Here is a 24,026-nt window from a genome sequence, read left to right on the forward strand (position 1 = left end):
AAGCAATGCCACGCGCTCTGTTGGTTTGTCTACGCTATTATAGCCGTGCAGTACGAAAACTACAACAACTTGAACATGTTAGTGGCAGCGCAATCGTACAAAGACCGGCATTGGGAAACAACAGTAAAGGTCGCCTGACAAACTCCTAATTTGTAGGTCACAGGTTCGATTCCTGTGGGATCACCACTCAGTCACAGCAAATATGGCCCAAGCTAAATTAGAGCAAGGCTAGGCGATTCCGTTACCGGCCATCCTGGTCGGTGACCCACGAGCTTTCAAAGCAGCCATCAGCATAGGCCCGACCGAAAACTCCCGGGCCCTCGCCTTCTCAGTCAGCACGCGCAGATACATCGCCGATCACATGGACTTCATGGAGCCGCAGAAAAATGGTTCACTTTTTGTTCTTTTCCGAAAACGCGTGGCGAGATTTCATCCAGAGGGGACGATCCAGCGCTCACAGGGCCGAGTTGGTCAGGTGTAGCGCTTGCTAGAGCCTACAAGCTCATCCTTAATCACTGGCGTTGCGGTGTGACCGTCGGCACGGGTGAGGGCATGCCCGAGCGGCTTGTCAACAAGAACGGGAGACGGCAGTGTTCTGACGTTATCAATGAGCCGCGTCTCGCCGAGCCAGGCCGCTGCAAACAGGCGTGCCGGCCGATCCAGGCTTGCTATCGGTTGCAGATCTGCCTCGCCACGGAGTTCCAGGTACTCGACCTCGCGATAGCCCGCGGACAGGATCGCTGCGCGCGCTTCGGCAAGCGTTGGCAGGACGGGAGAGCCGTTCGAGAGCCCCGACGCTGTATCGAGTAGGACCGATGCTAGCCTTGGGGCAACGGCGCGCTCTGCCGGCGAGAGCCGGATATTGCGCGATGACAAAGCGAGACCATCGGCTTCCCGGACTGTCGGACAGGGGACGACGGTGATCGGAATATCAAGGTCCCGGACCATGCGCCTGATAAGTAGAAGCTGCTGGAAGTCCTTCTCTCCGAAAAAGGCGAAATCAGCGCCGGTCTGGAGGAAGAGCTTTGCAACGACGGTCGCCACCCCATCGAAATGGCCAGGCCGGAACGCACCGCACAGGCTTTCACTGACGCCGGACACGGACACGGTCGTGGCGAAGTCGTCAGGATACATCGCAGTCGCATCGGGAACATAAAGCAGGTGGGCGCCCAGCGGCGTCAGCTTTGCAGCGTCTTCGTTTTCCGTGCGGGGATAGGCGGCAAGATCCGCGGCACTGTTGAACTGCTTGGGATTGACGAACAGCGTCACGATCACACGATCGGCCTTTTGAAGCGCAGAACGCACGAGACTCAAATGCCCTTCATGCAAGGCTCCCATCGTAGGCACCACGGCGATATTGGCACCAGAACGGCGCCATCCCGCCACAACGGTACGAAGCTCGGCAATGGTGCGGACGATCGGCACGCTCACGCGGCGTCTCCGGCCTGCGGCGCGTCGGCGAAGAGATGTTCGGCCGCCGGAAAGCGCCCTTCCCGCACATCAGCCGCGTAAGCCGCAATGGCAGCTTCGGCCTCTGAGCCCAGTTCGGCATAGCGCTTGACGAATTTCGGACGAAAACCGGTGAACATGCCGAGAATATCGTCGACGACCAGAACCTGGCCGTCGCAGGCGGCGGAGGCGCCGATCCCGATGGTTGGAATCGTAACCTCCTCGGTTATTCTTCGTGCGAGCGGCTCGGCCACCTTTTCCAGCACGACGGAGAATGAGCCGGATTCGGCAACAGCAACAGCGTCCCGCAAAATCCTGTCGCCGTCTCTGCCCCTGCCCTGGACCTTGTAGCCGCCAAGCACATTGATCGCTTGCGGTGTCAGCCCGACATGGCTCATGACGGGGATGCCGCGGGCAATGAGAAAGCGGATCGTGTCAGCCATGCTCTCGCCGCCCTCCAGCTTGACCGCGGCGCATCCGGTCTCCGCCATCAGCCGGGCGGCGTTGCGAAAGGCCTGTTCGCAGCCCTCCTCATAGGAGCCGAACGGCATGTCGACGACCATCAGCGCTCGTTTAAGACCGCGGCGTACGGCCTTGCCGTGCATGATCATCATCTCCAGCGTAACCCCGAGGGTTGACGTCAGGCCGTGAAGCACCATGCCGACGCTGTCGCCGACCAGGACCACGTCGCAGTGCCTATCGGCGAGGCGCGCAACGGGCGTTGTATACGCTGTTAAGCAGACAATCGGCTTCTTGTGCTTTCGGGCCGCAATGTCCGGCGGCGTCAGCGCCTTTGTTTCGACCGCCACACTCATCGGCACATTCCCTTGGGTCAAGTTCCAGCGGTGACGGTTTTGCATAGTTCTGTGCAGGTGCGAAGGCCAAAACCGCACTGCATCAGAAAAGTTTGTGCGTCGCGAAGCAGGCTCTCCGCAAAGCAAAGACAGAGGGCCAGCGTTCCTCTGCTTCGGTGATCCTGCGCGACAACCGTGTTGCTGAGCGGCTGAGCAATCGGGCTCCGGCCGTTTTCAACTCGAACAGTTTAACTGCCGCACGGCGGTTCACGCCAGAAGCGACCTTGGTTGCAAGCCTACCCGAAATGCGTTGTGACGGAAGCATGCGCCCGCACTCCAGACACTACGATTTGAATCAATATCGCTGGTTCGAATCGGTTCCAAAACAAGGTGCACGCTGGCGGCGTTGGCATTTTCCGCATATTCCAATCCCTTGCCTACCGTCAAAGCCGCTCCAGATTCATGGGCATGGCTTGGGAAATTGCGGACATCAATATCGGCGATGAGGTGGCGATCACCGTGACGGTGCTGAAGCTCCTGGACGACGGAAGAGCTAGCGTCAGCATCCCCTCCTATGGTTTTCCGCATTCGATCCCTGCTCCTAAAAAGTCCAAACCAGGTGACGAGCTCCAGCTCACTGGCGAGGTCACGCGGGTCGACGAGGAAAATCGAAGGGTGACCGTGAAAGCTGGCGGGCTAATCACCGTGGATGCCGATACGATCACCGACTGGACGCCTGTCCGCCGCAAAAAGATGTCGCTCACAGATGAGGCGGATTAGCGAACGCAGATCAAACCATCGATGCCGAAGACAAGTCCGCAAGGCCTGGCCGTCCTTGCTCTGGTGCGCGTGGCATCGAGGAGACCTGTCGGCCGGCGTGCTGCCGATCGAGGAGGCTGTCTTCCTGCTCCCATTCATGAGGGTGAGGCGCTTGCCACAGTTGAACGGCTAACTGCTTGCGGGAAGGCAATCGGCCCCAGGTGGCGCACTGTACGAAAATTACCAACTTCGTTAGCCGGGAACAAGCACTCTACATCAAACGTTTTTTTGCGCGAGACTGAACTCTCCTCCGTTCTCCAGTCTGGCTGTAAAGGCCCGCTGCTCTGCACGGGCAGCGGGCCTGAGGGTTCGCACATGCCGCAGCGCCAGCGTACCAATCGCACCTGCCTTAGTCCTCATGATTTGGCTATTTGCCAGCGCGTTTTCGATCGGATTTGCGCAGACGAAGACCTCGACCCTTTAAGCCAACAGGGCAAAATCCTGGCGGAAACGGTAGTGGCGACTTTTCGAAATGCTCACACTGATGGGCGCGAAGTGCTAAAGGCAGTCAGGTCTCATCGAGGAAATTGAGCAGCAAAATTTCACCCGACCGACAAGGTCGGGCTTGAGCCATTCGGCCTTGTCCCCGGAGCAGGCCCGGGAGCTAACGAGGTCCTAACTGCCAACAAGATAGGCGTCACCGATTGCGGCGTCGCTGTGTTGACGGTCGTTTTGCGCCCTCATCATTCCGCTCTTGCATAGCAGTCCCAGTCTTCAGCCGCTGTTCCCGTAGTCTGGCCGTTTTTGCCTCCCGTGCCGTACGCTCAGTGCGGGTCCTTGCTTTCCTGATGAGCAGCCATGCTTCACCTACGTTTTTTGCTGGTGCCCAACCTTCGTCAAAACCCGCTGTTCCACTCGGGATCCTACCTCAGAGCTAACTACACCTTTCATTTCTCCATCTATCGAGCCGCCGGCTCGGAAAACATGCTCAACATCATCGAGAACCTGTGGCTGCAGATCAGTCCCTATTTCAACATGCTGCACGATTCTGGAAACTATTCGACCGCCAACCAGCACCATCAGCAGATGTTTGCAGCGCTGCGAGACCGCAATGCGGAAGCGGTCCGGGCCGCGGTTCGCGCTGACATCGACGCGGCTTTCACAGTGCTGATCAAACTGCTGAAGTAACATTCAGGTCACCGTAAGCGACATGCCGCCTCCATTGCTGATCAGACTTCGAGTTCTTTTTCCGCCCACTCTGCGAACTTTTCCAACTTGTCGAGCAAGCTCTCGGCTTCGGGTAATGATTTTGCCCTGATTCCGTATTGAGCTTCGTCCTTCTCATCGAGGATGCTCCGCAACCTGCTGGCCTGCGCTGCAGGAAGGCGATTTCCAAGCGCATCGCGCATGGTTTTCACCACGGCCGCATGATCCGCGCGGTTGATCTTTCCTGCAAATCGGGCAGTGAGCGCATCGGCGTATGCTATTGCCGCATTCACGATCTGCGACATAGCCGGATTTCCAATGTCACCCGTTTCAGACATTGCCACCTCCAAACGGGCAGCCTTCAAATATGAGCGGGCGATGCGCAATCGCCCCTCGCCAAAGCCTGTCTCGACTGCTTTCGTCGCACCTCTTCTGGTCACGCCAACGCCTTCTGGCGAGTTTTTGTTGCGAGTTCGTCCGGGCGTGGGCCCAAGACGAGCAGGGCATTAGCTTCGACCCCGCCCCACCAAGGGTCTCCCGTGCTCGACAGCCTCGCCACATCCTGCGGAGTGAGTCCCACCACCGAGGGATTGAAGCCAAGCTCTTCACCGTGGGTCACCAGTGCCTCACGTATCTCTTGGAGCGCGCTTTCTAGCTTTTCGGATGGCGTAACCACTGCGATGTCGAGATCGCTGTCTGGACGGTCCTCGCCCCTCGCCACGCTGCCGTAAATCCAGGCCGCGAGTACGTTCGGCCGAACCGCGGAGACCGCCTCAGTGACTACAGCGCGAATGTTGGAATACCTTAGCGCCTCCTGCTCAAAGAGGGCTTCCAGTGATGTCGCCAGTGGATGGCGATCATTCAACCGATAAAGACGAGCCCTGCCCGTTCCCTCTGAAGATACGATGCCAATCCCCTCCAAGGTTGCGAGAGCAGACCACACGCTTGCCCTCGCAAGCCCGCTACGAGCCGCAAGCAATGGTGAAGAAAGCAAGCCGCCGTGCCGGGATAATTCCCGGAGCAATCTCACGCTTGCGTCGGTGCCGAGCATAATGGTGAGTGGATAGCGCAAAGCGCTTTGAGCGGTCGAGCGTGCCATGGCGCAAGTTCCTTCTGCTCTAGAGCCATAGCACATCGATTGCCGGATATCAAATCTGATGTTTGGTTTTCTAAACAGCTGTCCTGTTATCTGAGTCTTGGCTGCTGCTGCGCCGCTGCCATCAATGTATCCGAGAGATGTTGATCGCCAACGACGACACGCCGCCAATCTTGGGATGAGCCATGAACGTCGGAACGGCCCTCATGCCGCGCCGGCATGGCGGCGCAGAGCCATCTGGGCGAGGCCGCCGCCTGGCTGGTCAGCGACCGCAACAGTCCGCAGAAGCATGTCTGGCGCGCCGAGATCGTGCTGTTGAGCGCCGATGGTATCGGTAGGGTCGAAATCATGGGGCGACCGGCAACCTGTGTCTGACGCTGGCAGGAGCGCTTCGCTGAGGAAGGCTTTGAAGGGCTGCTGCGCGACAAGACGCGGCTCTCGCGCATTCCGCCGCCGAATCCGCTCATGGCGACGTTCCACAACCGTGTGCCGGTCATACTGGCGCCCGAAGACTACATGATCCGGCTGACGGACCCCGAAACGGAACATCTCATGAAGGCGTTCCCAGAAGAGCTGATGAGCAGGTGGAAGATTGGCCGCTACGTCGGCAACAAAATCAGACTCTTTCCCGTATTGCACCGCATGATCTCGTAGGGGTTTGCCGCGAGCGCCGTCGCGCTCCATCAATGCGACCGCCAAGACTACCGATGAGAACACCGGCAGGATATTGCCGAAGGGAATCGGCAAGGCGATAACGACGGCGAGCAGGAAGATCCAAACGCCGAGCAGCGTCTGCACCTTCGGGCCCGTCAGGATCTCCAGCCGACCGGCGCGCACCATTTTCTCCACCCGGCCGATCATCGGCACCGAATGACGGACCCGAACGCTGCAGGCGAAAACTGGCGCTCGCTGATGATGGCGGGCAACCAGACCCCTCCGGCTGCCCGCGACGATCTGGAGCGAGACCAGCGCGAGCCCGCTGCCGAAAACCATGCCGAACGGCCCCGGGATCGGCGTCAGCGCCGGAATGGCCAGAATCAGGATTGTGAAGCCGATGCCAGTTTGGCCCATCGCCTCCAGAGCCACCCCAATCGAGAGGCCGCCTTTCGCGTGGGCGAGTTCCAGCATTTCGTTCAACCGCGCGGAGGCCGCACCCTGCGCCGGTCTTCTGTTCGCATCCTGATCGGACGTCTCGCGCACGCAGCCGGTCCTTACGCATCCTCGCCGGCTCTGTTCAGAGCCCGGACAAGGGCTGCGCATTGCGGGTCCTGGCTATCTAGAAGCTCCACCGGCGCGGTACGGCCAATCGCTATGTTGATGGCGGTGACCGCCGCCCAGCCGTAGTCGCCAGCGGCGCGCTCAATCAGTTGCGGGCCCTGAGACGTCAGGCAGTTCTGGGACTGGTGAAGGATTTCCACCGGAAGCCTCGCGCGCTCAGCTTGTTCCTGTATCTGGGTTTGCAGGGGGCCGATGACGAGCATGGCAAAAATCCAGCTGATGAAGTCAGAAATCATATCTGTTTCCTTCTGTTCCTTAGGTGGCGGTGTTCGTCTTTGCCGCGCCAGGTCACGCAGACTGGCGCTGCTGATCCCGCGTCTTGAGAAGACTCCAGACCACGCCGGCGCCGATGATGGCAAAGGTAATGCCGAGCGAGAAGGCGGCCGGGAATTTTTCAAGGCCCAGGAGATCGGCGACGAAGATCTTCGAGCCGATGAAGATCAGAACGATAGCGAGCGCAGGCTTCAGATAGCGGAAGCGGTGGATCATCGCCGCAAGCGCGAAATAGAGGGCGCGAAGGCCAAGGATCGCAAAAATGTTCGAGGTGTAGACGATGAACGGATCGGTTGTGATCGCGAAAATCGCAGGGACGGAATCCACGGCGAAGATGACGTCGGCCACCTCGATCATCACCAGCGCCATGAAGAGCGGCGTGATGAACCAGCTCTTCTGGCCCGTCCCGGGATTTCTCTTTTTGACGAAAAACCGCTTGCCTTGGTGCCCGTCGGTGACGTTAAAGCGATCGCGCATAAAGCGGACGAGGACGTTGTTCGATACGTCGGGTTCTGCCTCCTTGACGATCAGCATCTTGATACCGGTCACAATCAGGAATGCGGCGAAGATATAAAGAACCCAAGCGAACTCAGCGACCAGCGTCGCGCCGACACCGATCATGATGGCACGCAGCACGAGGACGCCGAGGATGCCCCAAAAGAGCACCCGGTGTTGATAGATTCGCGGCACAGCAAAGAATGAAAAGATCAGGGCAATGAGGAAGACGTTATCGAGCGCCAGCGTCTTTTCGATGATGAAGCCTGTCAGATAGGCGAGGCCGGCGTCGGCGCCGAGATACCACCATACCCAGCCACCGAAGGTGAGCCCGAGCGTGACATAGAGAGCAGAAAGTATCACGCTTTCGCCGACGCCGATTTCCTTGTCCTGTTTGTGAAGAATTCCAAGGTCGAACGACAGAATAGCGATGACGAGGACAAAAAAACTCGACCACATCCACAGCGGCGTTTCCAGCCACTCGACGAACAGAAATGAGAAACTCAAGGGCAATCCCCTGTCGGCACGGGCTGTCAGAAAATCGGTCCGACATCGCAAGAGTGCCGAGGCTCTCACCAGAGGGGCCCGGACCAGCGGGTTGGTACCCACTTGGGGACTCATTTTCTGGTGATCAAGGGTCCGGTGGGACTTTTATCGAGGCCGGACGATTTGCCTGTCGGACTCCCGCTTGGGTCGGGGACGCGAAGCACACCCTCGCTATGGCGCGACATGAGATGGGAACACTGAACGAGCCGAGAAGCGTGCAGTGTCAGTTCTTCTCGTTGATCTGCATCTCGTTGCTCGCCATTGAATCAACCGATCGCTATCACGGCAAGCGATCCAAAACCTCCTGAGCCGATGAGTCGAGCGCAACGGTGGCTATCCTATGAAGGTAGCAATGCCCTGGAACTCGGGCCTCAGTGCACTTCGAAATTTCGTGTCTTTAGTTCGCAGTAGACCAAGAGAGCCAACATCATTTCGGCACTGCCCGCGGGCGATGTCGGCCGAAGCAGCGACGCGAATGTGTCGAACTCAGAGCGATTCATAGTCGCGAGATGGTCTTTGACCCCCTTATGGCTTCGTCAGGCCCCGCGAGCAAATCCGTTATTTCCCTCATCTCTGTGTCATGTGTTGCATTAATGCCGCTCTCTGGTTTGACGAACTGGGCTGAAGGTGTTTGCGGGAATATCGCGCTCCAAAAATTCGCCCAGAATGCCGGCAGCGCGGCGGCAGACCTGCCACCCGTTGGGCCAGACGCTCAGCATTTTCTCCCGCTTGAAAAGATCCGCAGAACCCTCAAGACCCTGGGCGTCAGTCAGTGTGCCCGGGTCGAACTGGCCGGCTATTGCGGACCTCTCCCGGTCCAAGGGTCGCCGGGTTCCATTTCAGGCCGCCGCCTTTTGGAGCGGCCGCACTGGCGGCTGCTCATGCTGCATCGCCACCCATAGATCGTAGTTCGCCTGGAGATTGACCCAGAAGCGCGCCGTACTGACACCGGCCTTCTCCAAGCGCAGTGCCAGATCCGGGCTGATGCCGGCCTTGCCGTTCAGCACCCGCGACAGGGCCACCCGCGACATGGCCAGCCGCTCGGCGGTCTCCGTTACGGACAGTTCCAACGGCTCGAACACCGTTTCCTTGAGGATTTCGCCCGGATGAGGATGGGTATGGATCATGGTTCGTGTCCTTAGTGGTAATCCTGATAATCGACCAGCTCGACGTCGGCCCCGTCAAAGCGAAAGGTGATGCGCCAATTGCCGTTCACCCACACCGACCAATGCCCTTTCAGGTCGCCTTTCAGGGGATGCAGCCGCAAGCCCGGTTGATTCAGGTCCTGCGGTTCCTTGGCCACATCTAGCATGGCCAAGATCATCCCGAGCTTTCGGGCATGGGCCGCTTGGATGCCTTTCGTCGCGCCGGTGCGGTAGAAGGCTTCGAGGCCCTTGTGCCGAAAGCTGGCGATCATAGGTTTGTGTATCGTGTATCGCTACAAGATGCAACCAAAAAATGGGGCGGCTCCTGACTTGCTGGGCGCAACGCCAAGCCGGGTTTGCTCAATCACTTCGCAGCGCCGGCTTCAGCGCCACCAGCAATTAATTGAAGACGTTCAATCCAACCATAGATGGGCAGGTTTTTCGTGCGCCGCCTGTCCAACCACCCTCGTTGCACGGCGGGTGATTGGACATTTTTGCGAAAGACAAGTTCAGTATACTAACGGCCGGCCCATGGTGCACGCTCGTTAGGAACCTTGCCGGACTGTGGTTGTCCTTCCTCCGTGGCTACCACGGGTAGAGGCAAGGAAGCCGTGTGATTGGCATCCAAGGTCATTTCGCTGTTCTCGATACCACTAGCGAATCCGCGGGTAGGGTCACGGTCCGGGTTTTGATTGGCGCCGAGAGACGCTCCTGTCGACAAGGTGAGGAGGGCGAAAGCCGCTACGAGTTTGTTCATTGTATTTTTCCTTTCTTAGAATGAGCAGACCGCCAATCAGCATCTCGCGCAGCATTGAATCTTGCGAGACCGCTGTCGGCTTTCTGTCTCGTCACCATGACGAGGCTCCTGCTCACGATTGAACCTTATGCTGAGCCTGTCGCAGGAGTTTGCCCGAGTAGCATCGAGATGTATGCGAATGTACGCGAGAGCCTCGCAGTCCTTGGATTCCGCTCGTTTCGACAATTTTGGATACAATTTTCCTCGGCCGCCTATCCGTGTGGGCCGTCACATACGGATGGGGCCGTCATCAGGTCCGCTAGGAGAGCGCCGCCCAAGGTGCGAAACTGTCGCAGTCCCACCAGGACGCTGCTTCCCAAGGTTGCGCGGAGTCCCCGGCCAGCGTCACGGCCGCACGGCCGGCGTGTCGACCGGCAGGCCGCGCGCCCGCTCGATAAGGTAGAGTTCCAAGTAGACGAATTCGGGCGCGCCGAAGGCGAAGGGCTCGGCCCTCACGCCGATCATGCAGTTGCGCAAGCGCCGCTGCAGCGAACCGACCGTCTGCCACTCCAGTCGGTAGAGCGGATAGCCGGTCGGGTGCGCCTGCGGGATGGCGCTGCCACCGAGCCGTTTGCCCCAATTGTCGTCGTGGCAGGAGGCGCAGGAAAGATCGAGTTGGCCGATGCGGCTCCGGAACAGACGCCGGCCGTTGTCGCGGAACGGCGCGAGCCGGGCGTCGGTTGCCGCTGTTATTGGCATGCCGCGCGACTGATGCGCCACATAGGTTGTCAGGGCAAGCAATGCGTCAGACTCCAGCGCCAGCGGCTTGGTCTGCTGCCGCTCCGCTCGGCAGGAGTTGATACGCCCGGCAAGGTCGATCGGCCGTCCCGTCGCCTCGTCAAAAGCCGGTAGCGCGTGGCAACGCCGCGCATTGTCCGGGACGCATTGCCATGGCAGCCGGAGCAAGCGACATCCGCCCTGCCCTCCGACTGGCGCCAGAGCTGCTCGCCCTGCAGCACCCATAGCATGCCGGGATTGTTCATGTCGTCGGCCTGCAGCGCCTGCGTCTCCGGTGTCATGAAATCGAAGCCGGAGCGCTTTTCGCCGTCTTCGATGCCGGCAGCGATGGCCATGCTGCAGACGCCCGCCGCGATGATCCCCACCAGGCCCCAAAGGGCGCGCATCAGCGCACCGTGATTCCGGCCGATGCCGTTTGAGTCTTCCCGGCGTCGTCGGTCCAGGCGAACTCGATCGTGCCGCTCGTCGCGGCGACGAGCGTGAAGGCAAGGAACGGATTGGCCGACACTGCCGGATGGAGATCTGCCCAAAACACCTCCTCGCCATTATAGGTGCAGGCGAACCTGCGGATGATGTCGCGGGGGATGTTGATGCCGTTCGGGCCGACACGGTAGCCGGTTTCCATCGGATGGGCGATCATCGCTCGGATCTCGACGACCTCGCCCTGCCTGGCCGCTTTCGGCACGTTGACGAGCGCGCGCCATTATGAGAGGTCCTCGATACAGGCGGCCAGCGTGACGATCGCGCTCGCCTTGCTCGACCAAAAAGCTGCCGTCACTCATCTCAGCGACCGCGACAACGACCTGGGAGGTCGCGAGCTGGCCCCACGTCGAGACGGCGGCGCGGCCCGAGCGCGGACCGAGATGGGAAACCGCGACATTCGCCGCCGGGTTCTTTTCATTGAAGACCGCAATGCGCCTGACATGATCGTCCGTGGTCATCAGCTCTCGGCGGTGACCGTGATCCCGACCGCATTGCCGTTTTCGACAAAAGGCGGCAGATCGAGCCGGACACGGCCGTCGAGGACGTCGACTCCGCCGGTGAAGGTACTGATTGCCTCATCGAGGCTCGGACGGGCAACGGCCCAGCGCGGCAGACTGATCACCAGAAGTCCGGTCATTCCGGCCCGAAGAAACTGCCGCCGCCCGACCGGGCCTGCATGAACTCGAAGCGGATCTTCGCGCATGATCACCCTTTCAGCGTCGTAAGATAGGCGACGATGTCCTCGATGTCGGCGCCGGTCAGTATCGGCTTGCTGCGCCAGACAGTGGCGACGCGCCGGCCTTCCGCTTTTCGCGACACGGCAGTAGAAGGCATGATCGTATCCGGCGCGAGGCGCTTCATGTCGACCACGCGCAGCCGGATCTGGCCTTCCGAAAGCCTTGTCCCGACGCCGGTCAGGTCGGGCGCCAGCGTGCCGTGCAGATGCGCATCGGGGAACGGACCGCTATGGCAGAGCGTGCAGAGACTGCGCTGCCGGTCCGAGATCAGCGCGGCGCCGCGAGCCGGATCGCCTCTGCTGTCGACCAGAGGCTCCATTATCGCATCGCCGGTGACGACGTAGGATCCCACCTCCTCGCTGCCACCGGGCGAAGCGGCAAGCAGCAATCCCGTGAGAGTGAGGCAAGTCGTCCTCGTCATCCGAACACTTCGCTGGTGATCGTCCGGAACCAGTCCTCCGCATAGGCCGCTTCCAGTGCGCGGACGGAGGACGGCGCTTCGAGCGGGCTGGTGCCGCCCGCACCCTCCACCTCGGCAAGCAGGCCGTCGCGCGGCTGACGTAGCCAATATCCGTACCGTCATCCAGCCGAAGGAGCCGGCGCTCGGCATCGACGGCGACAGCGCGCTTGCGGATGAGCTCGATGTCGCCGAACCGGTCATAACCGAAGGTCTGCGCCTCGAGGCCGCGCAGACCCGCAAGCACGGCATTGCTGAACGGACAGGCCAGATAGGCGGTCTCTGGCTCGATCAGCGTCACGGCAAGGTCGCGATCCAGCTGTTTTAGTGCGCGTGCGCAGCTTGCGCCTGCGAAGCCGCCGCCGACCACGACGACCCGGGGCCGCGCCTGTGCCCGCACCTGCGGCGTGGCAAGAACGGCCGCGGCGACGCTGGCCGCCGCACCGCCGATCACGGCTCTACGGCTGGGCATGGCGTGCCGCCTCCGGTTTGGCGAGCCATTCGGCGATGGCGCGCGTCTCTTCGTCGGTATATCCGCTGGCGATGCGGCCCATGAGCGTTGCCTCACGCTCACCGGAACGGAAGGCTTGCATCTGGGCGACGATGTCGTCGGCAGCGTGGCCGTCGAGCGAAGGGATGGCCGAGCCGAATGCCGCCGGTCCGTGGCAGCCGGTGCACGCCGTCGCGCCGGGCACCGCCTCGGCCCATGCCGACGCGCTGGCCACGAGCCCCGCAAGCAGAACGGGCGCGAACGATCGTCCACCGCGCCTGTTCTTCGAGCGCCTCATGTCATGCCAGGTCATGGTTCTTCAGCGGCAGCGTGCGAATGCGTTTTCCGGTAGCGGCGAAGATCGCATTGAGGACGGCCGGCGCAGCGACTGCGATAGTCGGCTCACCGACGCCGCCCCAGAAGTCTCCGGACGGCAGTATGATCGTCTCCACCTCCGGCATCTCGGCCATGCGCAAGACCTCGTAGCTGTCGAAGTTCTCCTGCTCCATGCGGCCGCCATTGACGGTGCATTCGCCGTAGAGGCAGGCGGAAAGGCCGTAGACGAAGGAGCCCTCGACCTGCCGCTCCACCTGTGCGGGATTGACGACATGACCCGGATCGGTCGCCGCCACGATGCGGTGAATTCTGAGCTGCCCGTCGGTGACCGAAACCTCCGCTGCCGCCGCGACATAACTGCCGAAGCCCATGATCTGCGCCAGACCGCGGTGGACGCGGGCTGCGGGCGGGGTGTCCCAGCCGACCCGTTCGGCAACCGCCTCCAGTACGGCGAGGTGTTTTGGATGGTTGGCCATCAGCTTGCGTCGGAAGGCGAGCGGGTCGACACCGGCCGCATGGGCGAGTTCGTCCATGAAACACTCGACGTAGAGCGCGTTCTGATTGAGGTTCACGCCACGCCAGAAGCCCGGCGGGATCGGCGGGTTTCGCATGGCATGGTCGACAAGCAGATTGTCCACCGTATAGCCAAGCGTGCCTTCCATGCCGGCGAGGACGAGGCCCTGGAAAACGACAGGGTCCATGCCGTTCTGCATGCCTTCCGGACGCACCGCGGCGAGGATCGACTGGCCGGATATGCGCGTGTGCAGAGCGGTCAGGTTGCCGTCCGCGTCGAGCGCGCCCGTCAGCCGGCATCGCGTGGTCGGGTGGTAGGCGCCGTGCAGCATGTCCTCTTCGCGCGACCAGATGAGCTTTACCGGCGTTCCCGGCACCTGCTTGGCAATGCTGACCGCCTGGCGCACATAGTCCTGGAAGTTGCCGCGCCGGCCGAAACCGCCGCCGAGATGGATCTTGTGCACCTCGCATTGCTGCACTGGCAAGCCGGCGGCTTCGGCCGCTGCAGCCAGGCTCGCCTCACCATTCTGGGTCGGCACCCATACCTCGCAGCGCTCCGGCGTGTAGAGTGCCGTCGCGTTCATCGGCTCCATGGTCGCGTGGTTCTGATAGGGAAATGCATAAGTCGCGGTAACCGTCCGACCAGCGGCGGACAGGGCAGCACCCGCATCGCCTTGCGCGGCGCCGATGAAGGCGTCATTGGCCCCGAGCCCCTCTTCGAGCATCGCCGCTATCGAGGCGCTGGTGACCTGCCGGTTGGGACCTTCGTCCCAGACGACCGGCAGGGCATCGAGAGCGGTCTTCGCCCGCCACCACGTGTCGGCGACAACCGCAACAGCGGTTTCGTCGACCTGAACGACGGTGTGCACGCCGGGCATTTCAGCCACCGCCGCCGCGTCGAAGCTCCTCACCTTGCCGCCGAAATACGGGCAGGCCCGGATCGCCGCGTTGAGCATGCTCGGCAGTTTGAGATCGACGCCGTAGACGTGGCTGCCATTGAGCTTGTCGGTCGTGTCGAGCCGCGGCAGCGGCTTGCCGGCTATGGTCCAGTCCTTCGGGTCCTTCAGCGTGACGTTGGTGGGTGGCGTCATCCGCGCGGCGGCAGCGGCCAACTGTCCATAAAAGGTGGCGCGATTTAATGCTGCATGCGTGACCATGCCCATCCTTGCGGTGCATTCGCTGGCCGGCACCCCCCATTCGGCGGCCGCAGCGGCAATCAGCATCTCGCGCGCGACGGCGCCACCAATGCGCACATATTCGTGCGATTCGCGGATGCCGCGGCTGCCGCCGGTCGAGAAATTGCCCCATACGCGGTCGCGCGCGAGATTCTGGGCCGGCGACGGATATTCGGTCGTGACCTTGGACCAGTCGCAATTCAGCTCCTCGGCGACGAGTTGCGCCAGGCCGGTCAGCGTCCCCTGCCCCATCTCGGAGCGGGCGATGCGGATGACCACCGTGTCGTCGGGCCTGATCACCACCCAGGCATTGATCTCCGGCGCGGTCTCGGCGGCCTCGGCAAGTGCCGGCTTGATGAACGGCACGTTGAATCCGAGGGACAGGCCGCCGGCCGTGGAGGCCGCGCCGATGATGAAGCTGCGGCGGGAGATGGAAATTATGGCGGTCATGATCGTCCTCCTCAACCGCGTTGGGTGGCTTCGCCGCCCTTGGCGGCAAGCTTGATCGCGGCGCGCACCCGGTTGTAGGTGCCGCAGCGGCAGATGTTGGTGATCTCGCCGTTGATGTCCTCGTCCGTGGGGTTCGGGTTCTGCATGAGTAGCCCCGCCGCAGCCATGATCATGCCGGCCTGGCAATAGCCGCATTGCGGCACATCGAGCGCCAGCCATGCCTGCTGGACCGGATGCGAACTGTCCGGTGAAAGCCCCTCGATAGTGGTGATTTGCTGATCCGGCCCGACCGCGCTCACCGGAAGCACGCAGGAGCGCGTGGCGGCGCCGTCTATATGGACGGTGCAGGCTCCACAGGCGGCAACCCCGCAGCCGTACTTCGTCCCGGTAAGTCCGATCTGCTCGCGAATCACCCACAGCAGCGGCGTGTCCGGATCCACCTCGATGTCCCTTGGCGTGCCGTTGACGATCAATCTGGCCATTGTGCAACCCTTTTCGATCAAAGGCTGGCGAGGACCGCCCGTCTGGATGCCGCGCGGCGTGGCCCGGCGGCAGAGACTGGAAGTCCCGGCTAGCGACGAGGCCAAAATTAGCCAGGACCTGTCGCAGAACCTTGTCCCGTTGAACGGCAGTTCATCGCAAGCTGTCGCAGACGAGGCATTCTGTTACACTTCGTTACACTTCTCACGGTTTGTTGATGTCGCGCGAGTTGCCGCCATGTGCGAAAGGTGATCATCCGTGTAGACGCAAACTAGATGTCGTCGATACTGACCGACTATTTGGTAGCGGCTTTTGGAGCATTGCATGGAAGGGGCGCGGCACATCGCGGTCGTCGACGACCACAGGGACATCCGCGACCTGGTCGGGAAATACCTCACCCAGCAGGGTTATCGCGTCAGCGTCGCCGACAGCACGGCCGCGCTCAAGCGGCTGCTCGACCGCAGCCTGCCCGATCTCATCGTCCTCGACGTCATGATGCCTGGCGAGGATGGCATTGCCGCCTGCCGTCACGTGCGCGGGACGGTCGACGTTCCGATCATCTTCCTCACCGCCATGGCCGAGGAGATCGACCGGATCGTGGGCCTCGAGATCGGGGCCGACGATTACCTGACCAAGCCGTTCAATCCGCGGGAACTGCTGGCGCGGATCAAAGCCGTACTCAGGCGCGTCCACAGCCTGCCGCCGCAGCGCGGTCGGCTCAAATCGAACGCGCTGCGCTTCGACCGCTGGACGCTGAATGTCGGCCGCCGCGAGCTGGTTGGGCTCGACGGCGTGGCGGTCGCGCTCAGCACGGCTGAATTCCGCCTTCTCACTGCCTTCATCGAGCATGTCGGAATCGTGCTTAGCCGGGATCAGTTGCTCGACCTCACGGTCGGGCGCACTGCCGACGGCTTCGATCGGGCCGTCGACAACCAGGTGAGCCGGCTACGCAAGAAGATCGAGGCGGATCCGAAGAGTCCGATGCTGATCAAGACCCACTGGGGCGGCGGCTACTGCTTCACCGCCGAGGTGGCCCAGGCATGATGCTGTTGTGGAGACGCAGCCTGGCGGCCCGCTTCCTCATCCTAGTACTGCTTGCGCTCGCCCTGTCGCAGGCGATCACCTTCCTGATCTCGTGGGACGAGCGCGGCCAGGCCCTGCACGCGGCGGCCAAGGGCGAGTTCGTCAGCCGCACGTCCTCGCTTGCGCTTCTGCTTGACACGACGCCGCCCTCGCTTCGGCCTGATATACTCAACGTCAGCGGCACCGCCTATACGCGTTTCTGGACCTCGGACGACGGACCGAACAATCCCCTCGCCTGGCAACAGGAGGCCCTGACAGAGCTCGCCAAGCCGCTGCCCGGGATTGCCGGCAAGTATGCCGGCTATATGAACGGACAGGCCTCGACCGCCGTCGATGCCGCCGATCCTTCCGTGCCGCCGCGCATGATGGATTTGTCCGGCAGTGGCCAACCCTTCTCGCGGCCGGCCAAGTTTATTTATATGGACGCCGCCCCAAACGGCATGGGCCTTTCGGTCCGCCTCGATGACAGCACCTGGCTGAATGCCGCCTACGCCAAGGCGATGCCAAACGCCTTCTGGACGACGCAATCGGCGATATCGCTGGCTCTCACCGCACTCATCCTGTCCGCCATAGCGATTTTGGGGGCGCAGGCAATCGCCCGTCCGCTGCGACGGCTCGCCAATGCCGCTGAACTGTTCGGCCGCGGCGAGGCCGTGCCGCGGCTACCGGAATCGGGGCCGGACGATATCCGCCAGACCGCCGAGGCGTTCAATCGCATGCAGGAGCGCCTGCAGCGCTTCGTCGAGGACCGCACGCGCATGCTGGCGGCGATCAGCCACGACCTGCGTACGCCGCTGACCTCGCTCCGGCTGCGCGCGGAGTTTGTCCAGGATCACGAACTCCAGGAAAAGATGCTGAAGACCATCGAGGAGATCCAGACGATGACGGAAGCGGCGCTCGCCTTCGCGCGCGAGGACGCCACGGTAGAGGAGACGCGAACCGTCGATCTTTCGGCGCTGGTCGGCAGCCTCTGCGACGATCTCGCTGAGCTCGGCCAAAACATCACCGTCAGCGATGGACCCAAGGTGCTGTACCGCGGCCGGCCGGACTCCCTGCGCCGGGCGATCCGCAACCTCGTCGAGAATGCCATCCGCTACGGCGAACAGGCAAGGGTGAGCCTGGTCCGGAGTGCCGACAGCCTGGACATTGTGGTCGAGGACGCAGGACCCGGCATTCCGCCAAGCAAGATGGAACAGGTGTTCGCTCCCTTCTTCCGCCTGGAGCAGTCGCGCAACCGGGATACTGGCGGCGTCGGGCTCGGCCTGTCAATCGCCCGTGCCATCGCCCGTCACCACGGCGGCGATATCGTGCTGGAGAACCGGAGCGAGGGCCTTCGCGCTGTCATCAGGCTGCCGCTCATCGACATGGCCAAGCACCTTGCCCCGGCGCCTGTGCCTGAGACGAACCCTCCGACCGGACTACGATCCTTGCCGGTTTGACCGAAACCGTCCCGCGATCGGAACTCGCGCGCTGCCGCGCCACGATTAGATCATCGCCGCCGCAACGAAGGACAAGTCACCACCTGGATCCTCTCCAGCACCTTGCCTGCCCAGCCACCGCTGTTGAGCGGATGGTCCTGCCGGAAGCCTCCGGCCTGCAGCAAAGCTCCTTCCCTCAACGTTTCGCAGAGGTCATCCGATGAACCATTCACAAGCCACGACACGCAACGCCCTCATGTCCGCTGGAGTTGCAACCGCATCCCTGGCGACGTCCATCGTGCGAGCGCGTACATCCCTGGCTACGCTGTTGGCCGCCGGCCTGCTGTTGCCTGCCGCCACTTCCGCGCAGCAGGCCGAGGGCGAGCGGCTGTTCCGGCAGCGCTGCGGAGCCTGCCACAGCATGGAGCCGGCCAGAACAGAGCCGGTCCGCATCTGTCTGGCGTCATCGGCCGCCTGGCCGGCAGCATCGAGGGAGCACGCTTTTCAGCCGCGTTGCGGGAGTCGAATATCGTCTGGGACAGTCAGTCGCTCGACACCTTCCTCACAGCGCCGCGCCAGATGGTGCCTGGCACCACAATGACTGTCGGCGTTTCCAATGCCGCCCAGCGCGCGGCGATCATCATCTATCTGGAAGGCGCAGGTGTGAAATGCAGATAGCATGCCACCCAACGCCATACGAGCGGCGGCCCAGCTCATGCATACCGACTGAGCCCGGCGAGGCGCGCATCTCAAGGTATTGCTATGCTCTTCAGTGTCTCATTGGGGATGATGGGGCGCGAGGCGTTGGAAGACTTGGCTCTGCCAAGGACTGTGTCGCAACACGCGCCACGCGCGGCAGATGGGGTGGCAGCGGGCCCCGATTCGCTGACGGGCCTTTGGCCCAGCCGCATTTTTCGTGTTCATCGACTACTTCATTGGTGTGAAGGATCTGGGACCGTGGGGCGTTAAGGAAGCGTGCCAGGCGCATGGTCGTACAGATCAACCGCGACCGCGTGCGAAAGGGACAGACGCCAGCGGGACAATTTGGTGAGTTTGTTGAAAGTCTTTAGGACCTGAATAGGCCAGTCCGCTGGTTGTCAATCCGAAGCGACAGGCTCAAATCAAAACTTGCAGCGATCGTGCCCGACCGTGGGCGTGCGCTCGTTGAACGGCCTGCGCGAATATGCGCCGGACATCGACGACTTGGCGCGCTTTCTCGAAGAGCCTCAGGACGGCAAATCTCTCTGGTCGGCCGACCGCGACAGCTTTCATCAGAGCGCCACCGATGCCGCGACCATGCAGGGATGGCTCGACGAAAAGCTTCTGGCCAAGCGCATGCCTTCTGCTACTTGCCGACAATTGACGTGGCGCAAAGGATCATCAGAAGCTAGCATAGCTTGTTCTTGGAGGCTGTCGTGCGTACGAGACGTTTCAGAAAGCCCGTCGTCGTTCAACCCGGCCGGATCGATCGCGACAGAGTTGTTACGTCGGTATCCGACGCGGCCGAAGTTCTGCTGAGGGATTGGCCGAGGCCGGAGGGCAAGTCGCGGCTCGCCGCAATCGAAGCATGCCTTGCCGTAATCCGTGGAGAAAAACCACCAAGGATAGCGCGCCAGGCATTCATCGCTGCTGCCAAGGAGGCCAGGATATTGCTCGGGGAAGAAATTTAGGCTTACCCAGCACCCGTATGGCCATGCCCTTCAAGCACGGAGCGGTGCTGGATTCAGCGGCTTTGTTGCTTTGTGGCATCGAGCAGAGCGTGAGGTGTCGATGTAGTGCGATTTTATCGATATGATTTGATTGTCTGTCGAGGGCGACGATGTATCGGCTCTATTTGTCGATCGCACATTGGTCGACCTCTCCTGCCCCCCGCTAGGATACAAGGACGTGAAGACGCAAGCCGTGCTGAAGCTTGCGTTGTGGCGTGAGCGGCGCTTACTGAACCGCGAAGCCATGCAGCTCATTCCAGCCACGCCACCTGGACCATCTAGACCTGATGGCATGACCCGAATTCGTGCACTGTCAGGCTTTGACCTTGCGCTTTGCTGGTGCTTTCTTTGGCGGCGTTTTGGCAACCGCCCTGCGGCCGAGACCAGCAGCTTTGGCAAGCGCAGACCGCTGAACCGCATAGCTGGGCGCTACCATAGGATAGTCCCACGCCAAACCCCACTTGGCTCTGTACTCATCAGGTGTCATGCCAAGCAAGCCAAGGTGGCGCTTCATCGACTTGAACTTGCGCCCGTTCTCAAGGCTTATAATGTATTCGGGAAAGATCGACTTCTTAGGATTTACCGCGGGCGTAAGTATTGGCGATGGTGCAGCGACCGGCTTAGCCAGGCCAGACAACGCAGAATTAACACTGGCGATCAAATTCGGCAGATCCGCCACGGGCATCGCGTTGCTCTGGACATAGGCTGCGACGATATCTGCTGTCATCCCTAGCAGATCAGCCCTTCGCTGCCCAATTGCTTCATCCATCAAAATCGTTCCCTTGTTGATCTCCGGCGTTCCTATTTGGAAAATTCGGCCTGCGCAATTGCAAACAACGATTATTTGACGCTAGATTACTTCAAGGCCGGCTTTGCTGGTCATCCCCTGCGACATGCGTGTGTGCGGCCGATTTCCCTTCCGGTGTAGCACCCTCATTCACCGGAATGCGATCAGCAGATCGTTGGCATTATCTGGTCGCCGGCCTTTGATCTGGACTTGGGCGATTGGAGAAACTTTCATGCCCTCTGCTTAGGCTTAACCAATCCGAAAAGGCACCAACATGTCAGACAGCTTCCTTCTTCAGCAGAAGGCCCCCAAGCTGATTGTCGTCACAGCCTTCGACCCGCGATGAGAGCGGCGACTTCCAGGCAGCCTATGGCCAGCCGAGCAGCAGACCGAAGCCCGAGCGATAAGGACCGCCAAAAGCTCTGGCGACGAAACATGCCGGTGTCATTGCGTGGTCGCGTGATGCTAACCCGGCGCTGGGCGAATACGAGGAGCCAACGACGCTCTTTGGTTCGGGGCGACGTGCCCGACATGGAGTGACGATTAGGCCGGCATCCCCAACGCTCCCCTGAAGTTCTCCTCAGGGTGTAGCCGAGGGGCACAGGGACACAGGAGACCTAACCCGAGGAGCCTAACACCCCCTCCTCCCTGGCAGCCGCCTCGAAGGCCTTACGAGCCTCCTCGGGGTCGCCCGATCCTCGACGGCTTCGATGCATAGTTGCACAGCCTTCCGCCACTTGGGCCCCATCTTGGTCCACTTCAGGAGTTCCTCGGCGGCACCCTCGACATTGTTGCACCCGTAGGTGACCCCACGTCGGTCAGTCTTGACGTACACCGGAGGGGAGAACCAATGGGTTGCCACAACACCTCCTACTCAGGGGAGAGATACATCTTGGCTTCCTTGGCGGCAGCCTCAAAGGCCTTTCGGACGACCTGAGGGTCAATCGGATCGCCCTCCAGATCTGACAGGCAGAGGGTCACCGCCTTGTGCCAGCGAGGTCCTCTCCGGGTCCACGTCTTGAGCTGCTCAAGGGCTGCCCTCGCATTGTTGCAGCCATGCCTGACGCCGGTTTCAGTCTTCACGAACACCGGAGGGACGAACCAATGGGTTGCCATGATACCTCCTACTCAGGGGAGAGATACATGTTGGCCTCCTTGGCAGCCGCCTCAAAGGCTTCACGGACCTCTTGGGGGGAGGCTCTGCCCTCGAATGCATCCACGCAGGACTGGACCGCCTTGGTCCACTTCGGGCCCTTTGTGTCCCACCCCATGAGTTCCTCGGCGGCTCCCTCGACGTGGCTGACCCCATTGCGAATGCCCGGATGTTTCGTCTTCACGTAGACCGGCGGAGAGAACCAGACAGGACCCATAAGGGGGAACTTAGAGCGGCAAGAGCCCGCCGACCAACCCCGCTTTAGCCGCAGCTAAGGGAACGATGTAGGCCCTCGCGGGTTTAGAGGTGGCAGCGGGATTCTTCGTGGATGTGCAGCCGCTGTGGGGGGGGTCCGTCGCCTCTCCCTCACCGGCGGCGGGCTCCTTTCGCGAAGGCGGTGTTGGTAATAGACACCTAGAACCTTATACCGCATCCAATTTAGCTAGTTCTCATTGGGGGAGTAATGTCCCCTCCTCTTTTGCAGCAGCCAGGAATGCCTTGCGGGCCTCCTCAGGTTCCATCTCGTCGAAAATCACGGCCATGCAAACGCGCACCGCGAGGTCCCAACAAGGGCCACGCTTGGTCCACTTCATCAGCTCCTCGCCGGCTGTCTCGGCGTTGTTGACATTGTGGATGATCCCGGGACGCTCGGTCTTGACCGGGACCGGAGGGTTGAACCAGTGGAGAGCCATACGTCACTCTTTGTCGGCCCGATCAAGTTTCTCCAGCAAATACCTTTGCTCAGCCGGCAGCTTCCGTTCTACAGGCAGATTTAGCAGCTTGCGAAGGTAATTGCGGATTACCTCTGACTGTTGAAAATGGCGCAGGACGGCGCGCTTCCGTTGCGATGCCACAGTGACTGAAGTTGGCTGACAGCTACTCTTGGGCGTCGAAAGCCACGCAGAGGCCCATGGCAGTTGCTGCCTCGACGATCGCCTCGGTTAGTTCTTCGTCGGAGGGCACCAAATGAGGCAGCCTCCCGAGCTTCGCGTAATGCCGCTTTGATCGAGACCGTGTTGCGACGGTCCGCCCTGTTGAGGAGTACAGTGATTGCTTGCTCTAGAAGTGGACCGACCCTTTGCGCGACGCTCATCCAGCCCTCCCCAGGGGCACGCCGAAGGGGTTTCTGATCGGATGATCGGGTAATTGGCTCGCGCGAAGACCCCGTACCCCTCTCGACCTATAGAGCGCGCCCCGATTCGCCTTTCGTCCCACAACCAGGGTGCTGTCGGTCCTGCCGTAGACTGGATGGGAGAACCAATGGAGCGCCATCAGGTTATGCGAGAACGTCGAACGCCACGAACAGGCCAAAGGCTGGGGCAACATTGACAATAAGCTCCACCAACTCGCAGTCAGTTTCCGCCAAATGTGGCCCGTCTCGGCGCACCGCAGCGATAGTATCTTTTACGGAGATGATTTGGCCGCGACGGGCTTGTAGGATTAGCTCGTGAACAAGGTGTTTGGCCGTAACCTTGTCGGGTCGACAGTCCGTGCAAACGTTCATACGAGGCCTCCACCTCAGCGAGAACCCAAGCGCCACCTTATGAGTCACTCCACGGAAAAATCAATGTTCGAATGGTACTGAATAAAGGACTGAATCTTTGGGAGAAATTTCTCCTCCTCCTACGGGGAGAGATACATCTTGGCTTCCTTAGCCGCAGCCTCAAAGGCCTTTCGTACCACCTGAGGGTCAATCGGATCGCCCTCTAGATCTGACAGGCAGAGGGTTACCGCCTTATGCCAGCGAGGTCCTCTGCGGTCCACCTCTTGAGCTGCTCAAGGGCTGCCCTCGCATTGTCGCAGCCATGCCTGTCGCCGGTTTCAGTCTTCACGAACACCGGAGGGACGAACCAATGGGTGGCATGAGGGGTAAGTAGGGCGGCACGAACCCGCCGACCATCCGAATCATGGTAGGTCATGCTCGGTCCCTTCTCGGCAGGGAGCTGGCAACAACCCGAAGGTGTTCGTAGAGAACGGCCTCGTCGAACTCGCCGTCCGAGAAGAGTGCCATTGCGCTCACGCTCAGGCGCTCCGCCTGCTCGCTTCCTACTGGAATGCCTTGCTCGGCGCATACACGATCAAAGACCTGCTTCAACAGAATCAGGTCGCCAGGATAGGCAGTACCACTAGTTGAGCTGCTGCTGGTCATAGGCTGTCACCATTGGGGCGGACGCGCGGTG

28 protein-coding genes and 4 pseudogenes are annotated in these 24,026 nt (G+C 61.2%); 8 read left to right on the forward strand and 24 right to left on the reverse strand.

Features of this window, described 5'->3' with window-relative positions:
* Window positions 1–471: 471 nt before the first annotated feature.
* Window positions 472–1,431, reverse strand: a complete 960-nt coding sequence (gene panC / locus NKH93_RS03245) for a pantoate--beta-alanine ligase (protein ID WP_352969071.1) — start codon at window positions 1,429–1,431, stop codon at window positions 472–474.
* The gene (gene panB, locus NKH93_RS03250; protein ID WP_352969073.1) at window positions 1,428–2,264 is read right to left on the reverse strand and encodes a 3-methyl-2-oxobutanoate hydroxymethyltransferase; all 837 of its coding nucleotides are present in this window, start codon (window positions 2,262–2,264) and stop codon (window positions 1,428–1,430) included. The genes panC and panB overlap by 4 nt, the downstream gene beginning before the upstream one ends.
* A 447-nt stretch (window positions 2,265–2,711) precedes the next feature.
* Here panB and NKH93_RS03255 point away from each other — a divergent pair, with 447 nt between their 5' ends.
* Entirely contained in the window at window positions 2,712–3,023 is a 312-nt protein-coding gene (locus tag NKH93_RS03255) for a hypothetical protein (RefSeq protein ID WP_031212213.1), read from the forward strand.
* Between the two features lie 837 nt (window positions 3,024–3,860).
* Window positions 3,861–4,190 (forward strand): FCD domain-containing protein, encoded by a 330-nt coding sequence (locus NKH93_RS03260; protein WP_352969075.1) that lies wholly within the window; start codon window positions 3,861–3,863, stop codon window positions 4,188–4,190.
* A 41-nt stretch (window positions 4,191–4,231) separates the two neighbouring features.
* Here the strand turns inward: NKH93_RS03260 and NKH93_RS03265 are convergent, their stop codons facing one another.
* Together NKH93_RS03265 and NKH93_RS03270 are read right to left on the reverse strand one after the other, a co-directional pair.
* Entirely contained in the window at window positions 4,232–4,546 is a 315-nt protein-coding gene (locus tag NKH93_RS03265) for a hypothetical protein (RefSeq protein WP_352969077.1), read from the reverse strand.
* A gap of 98 nt (window positions 4,547–4,644) precedes the next feature.
* On the reverse strand, window positions 4,645–5,307 hold the full coding sequence (locus tag NKH93_RS03270) for a nucleotidyltransferase domain-containing protein (RefSeq protein ID WP_352775248.1): 663 nt from the start codon (window positions 5,305–5,307) through the stop codon (window positions 4,645–4,647).
* Window positions 5,308–5,523: 216 nt separating this feature from the next.
* Between NKH93_RS03270 and NKH93_RS03275 the strand changes: the two are divergent.
* Window positions 5,524–5,739 (forward strand): annotated as a pseudogene (locus tag NKH93_RS03275) (hypothetical protein); the annotation flags it as partial.
* A gap of 243 nt (window positions 5,740–5,982) precedes the next feature.
* Here the strand turns inward: NKH93_RS03275 and NKH93_RS03280 are convergent.
* From NKH93_RS03280 to NKH93_RS03350, 15 genes and pseudogenes are all read right to left on the reverse strand, one after another.
* Window positions 5,983–6,564 (reverse strand): annotated as a pseudogene (locus NKH93_RS03280) (exopolysaccharide biosynthesis protein); the annotation flags it as partial.
* Window positions 6,516–6,818, reverse strand: coding sequence for a hypothetical protein (locus tag NKH93_RS03285; RefSeq protein WP_352969079.1), 303 nt, complete (start codon window positions 6,816–6,818; stop codon window positions 6,516–6,518). The gene NKH93_RS03285 and the pseudogene NKH93_RS03280, both read right to left, overlap by 49 nt.
* 52 nt (window positions 6,819–6,870) lie before the next feature.
* Window positions 6,871–7,857 (reverse strand): TerC family protein, encoded by a 987-nt coding sequence (locus tag NKH93_RS03290; protein ID WP_352969081.1) that lies wholly within the window; start codon window positions 7,855–7,857, stop codon window positions 6,871–6,873.
* Window positions 7,858–8,735: 878 nt separating this feature from the next.
* Complete coding sequence (locus tag NKH93_RS03295; RefSeq protein ID WP_352969083.1) at window positions 8,736–9,023, reverse strand: HigA family addiction module antitoxin; 288 nt, start codon at window positions 9,021–9,023, stop codon at window positions 8,736–8,738.
* Window positions 9,024–9,034: 11 nt separating this feature from the next.
* The gene (locus NKH93_RS03300; protein WP_352969085.1) at window positions 9,035–9,313 is read right to left on the reverse strand and encodes a type II toxin-antitoxin system RelE/ParE family toxin; all 279 of its coding nucleotides are present in this window, start codon (window positions 9,311–9,313) and stop codon (window positions 9,035–9,037) included.
* Window positions 9,314–10,182: 869 nt separating this feature from the next.
* Window positions 10,183–10,961, reverse strand: a pseudogene (gene soxA, locus NKH93_RS03305) (sulfur oxidation c-type cytochrome SoxA).
* Window positions 10,961–11,215 (reverse strand): thiosulfate oxidation carrier complex protein SoxZ, encoded by a 255-nt coding sequence (gene soxZ, locus NKH93_RS03310; protein ID WP_352969086.1) that lies wholly within the window; start codon window positions 11,213–11,215, stop codon window positions 10,961–10,963. Before soxZ ends, soxA begins: the two are co-directional and overlap by 1 nt.
* Window positions 11,121–11,516, reverse strand: coding sequence for a thiosulfate oxidation carrier protein SoxY (locus tag NKH93_RS03315; RefSeq protein WP_352969088.1), 396 nt, complete (start codon window positions 11,514–11,516; stop codon window positions 11,121–11,123). Before NKH93_RS03315 ends, soxZ begins: the two co-directional genes overlap by 95 nt.
* Window positions 11,516–11,761 (reverse strand): hypothetical protein, encoded by a 246-nt coding sequence (locus NKH93_RS03320; RefSeq protein ID WP_352969090.1) that lies wholly within the window; start codon window positions 11,759–11,761, stop codon window positions 11,516–11,518. The genes NKH93_RS03315 and NKH93_RS03320 overlap by 1 nt, the downstream gene beginning before the upstream one ends.
* A 2-nt stretch (window positions 11,762–11,763) precedes the next feature.
* Window positions 11,764–12,216, reverse strand: a complete 453-nt coding sequence (soxX, locus tag NKH93_RS03325; protein ID WP_352969092.1) for a sulfur oxidation c-type cytochrome SoxX — start codon at window positions 12,214–12,216, stop codon at window positions 11,764–11,766.
* Entirely contained in the window at window positions 12,213–12,326 is a 114-nt protein-coding gene (locus NKH93_RS03330; RefSeq protein WP_352969094.1) for an FCSD flavin-binding domain-containing protein, read from the reverse strand. The genes soxX and NKH93_RS03330 overlap by 4 nt, the downstream gene beginning before the upstream one ends.
* Before the next feature lie 113 nt (window positions 12,327–12,439).
* A pseudogene (locus NKH93_RS03335) lies at window positions 12,440–12,724 on the reverse strand (FAD-dependent oxidoreductase); the annotation flags it as partial.
* Window positions 12,711–13,055, reverse strand: a complete 345-nt coding sequence (locus NKH93_RS03340) for a c-type cytochrome (protein ID WP_352969096.1) — start codon at window positions 13,053–13,055, stop codon at window positions 12,711–12,713. The gene NKH93_RS03340 and the pseudogene NKH93_RS03335, both read right to left, overlap by 14 nt.
* Entirely contained in the window at window positions 13,042–15,216 is a 2,175-nt protein-coding gene (locus NKH93_RS03345) for a xanthine dehydrogenase family protein molybdopterin-binding subunit (protein WP_352969098.1), read from the reverse strand. Before NKH93_RS03345 ends, NKH93_RS03340 begins: the two co-directional genes overlap by 14 nt.
* An 11-nt stretch (window positions 15,217–15,227) precedes the next feature.
* The gene (locus NKH93_RS03350; protein ID WP_352969100.1) at window positions 15,228–15,698 is read right to left on the reverse strand and encodes a (2Fe-2S)-binding protein; all 471 of its coding nucleotides are present in this window, start codon (window positions 15,696–15,698) and stop codon (window positions 15,228–15,230) included.
* A gap of 322 nt (window positions 15,699–16,020) precedes the next feature.
* Here NKH93_RS03350 and NKH93_RS03355 point away from each other — a divergent pair, with 322 nt between their 5' ends.
* The 5 genes from NKH93_RS03355 (at window position 16,021) to NKH93_RS03375 (ending at window position 19,867) form a co-directional block, all read left to right on the forward strand.
* Window positions 16,021–16,740, forward strand: a complete 720-nt coding sequence (locus NKH93_RS03355) for a response regulator (RefSeq protein WP_352773504.1) — start codon at window positions 16,021–16,023, stop codon at window positions 16,738–16,740.
* A complete protein-coding gene (locus NKH93_RS03360) occupies window positions 16,737–18,218 on the forward strand; it encodes an ATP-binding protein (protein ID WP_352773507.1) in 1,482 nt (493 codons plus the stop codon). The genes NKH93_RS03355 and NKH93_RS03360 overlap by 4 nt, the downstream gene beginning before the upstream one ends.
* 492 nt (window positions 18,219–18,710) lie before the next feature.
* Window positions 18,711–18,875: a c-type cytochrome gene (locus NKH93_RS34295; protein ID WP_502896422.1), complete on the forward strand. Its 165-nt coding sequence runs from the start codon at window positions 18,711–18,713 to the stop codon at window positions 18,873–18,875.
* Between the two features lie 486 nt (window positions 18,876–19,361).
* Window positions 19,362–19,715, forward strand: coding sequence for a hypothetical protein (locus tag NKH93_RS03370; RefSeq protein ID WP_352969474.1), 354 nt, complete (start codon window positions 19,362–19,364; stop codon window positions 19,713–19,715).
* Window positions 19,613–19,867: a DUF982 domain-containing protein gene (locus tag NKH93_RS03375; protein WP_352529719.1), complete on the forward strand. Its 255-nt coding sequence runs from the start codon at window positions 19,613–19,615 to the stop codon at window positions 19,865–19,867. The genes NKH93_RS03370 and NKH93_RS03375 overlap by 103 nt, the downstream gene beginning before the upstream one ends.
* Window positions 19,868–20,219: 352 nt before the next feature.
* Here NKH93_RS03375 and NKH93_RS03380 read toward each other — a convergent pair whose 3' ends face one another.
* The 5 genes from NKH93_RS03380 to NKH93_RS03400 form a co-directional block, all read right to left on the reverse strand.
* Window positions 20,220–20,675, reverse strand: coding sequence for a Ros/MucR family transcriptional regulator (locus NKH93_RS03380; protein ID WP_352969103.1), 456 nt, complete (start codon window positions 20,673–20,675; stop codon window positions 20,220–20,222).
* 888 nt (window positions 20,676–21,563) lie between these two features.
* The gene (locus NKH93_RS03385; protein WP_352969105.1) at window positions 21,564–21,809 is read right to left on the reverse strand and encodes a DUF982 domain-containing protein; all 246 of its coding nucleotides are present in this window, start codon (window positions 21,807–21,809) and stop codon (window positions 21,564–21,566) included.
* An 8-nt stretch (window positions 21,810–21,817) separates the two neighbouring features.
* Window positions 21,818–22,063 carry a DUF982 domain-containing protein gene (locus tag NKH93_RS03390; RefSeq protein WP_352969107.1) on the reverse strand — a complete coding sequence of 82 codons (246 nt, stop codon included), beginning with the start codon at window positions 22,061–22,063 and terminating at the stop codon, window positions 21,818–21,820.
* Window positions 22,064–22,295: 232 nt separating this feature from the next.
* A complete protein-coding gene (locus tag NKH93_RS03395) occupies window positions 22,296–22,538 on the reverse strand; it encodes a DUF982 domain-containing protein (RefSeq protein ID WP_352450353.1) in 243 nt (80 codons plus the stop codon).
* A 1,223-nt stretch (window positions 22,539–23,761) separates the two neighbouring features.
* Entirely contained in the window at window positions 23,762–23,995 is a 234-nt protein-coding gene (locus tag NKH93_RS03400; RefSeq protein WP_352969109.1) for a hypothetical protein, read from the reverse strand.
* Window positions 23,996–24,026: the final 31 nt, after the last annotated feature.

Source organism: Mesorhizobium sp. M0954 (genome assembly GCF_040319155.1).
GTDB lineage: Bacteria > Pseudomonadota > Alphaproteobacteria > Rhizobiales > Rhizobiaceae > Mesorhizobium.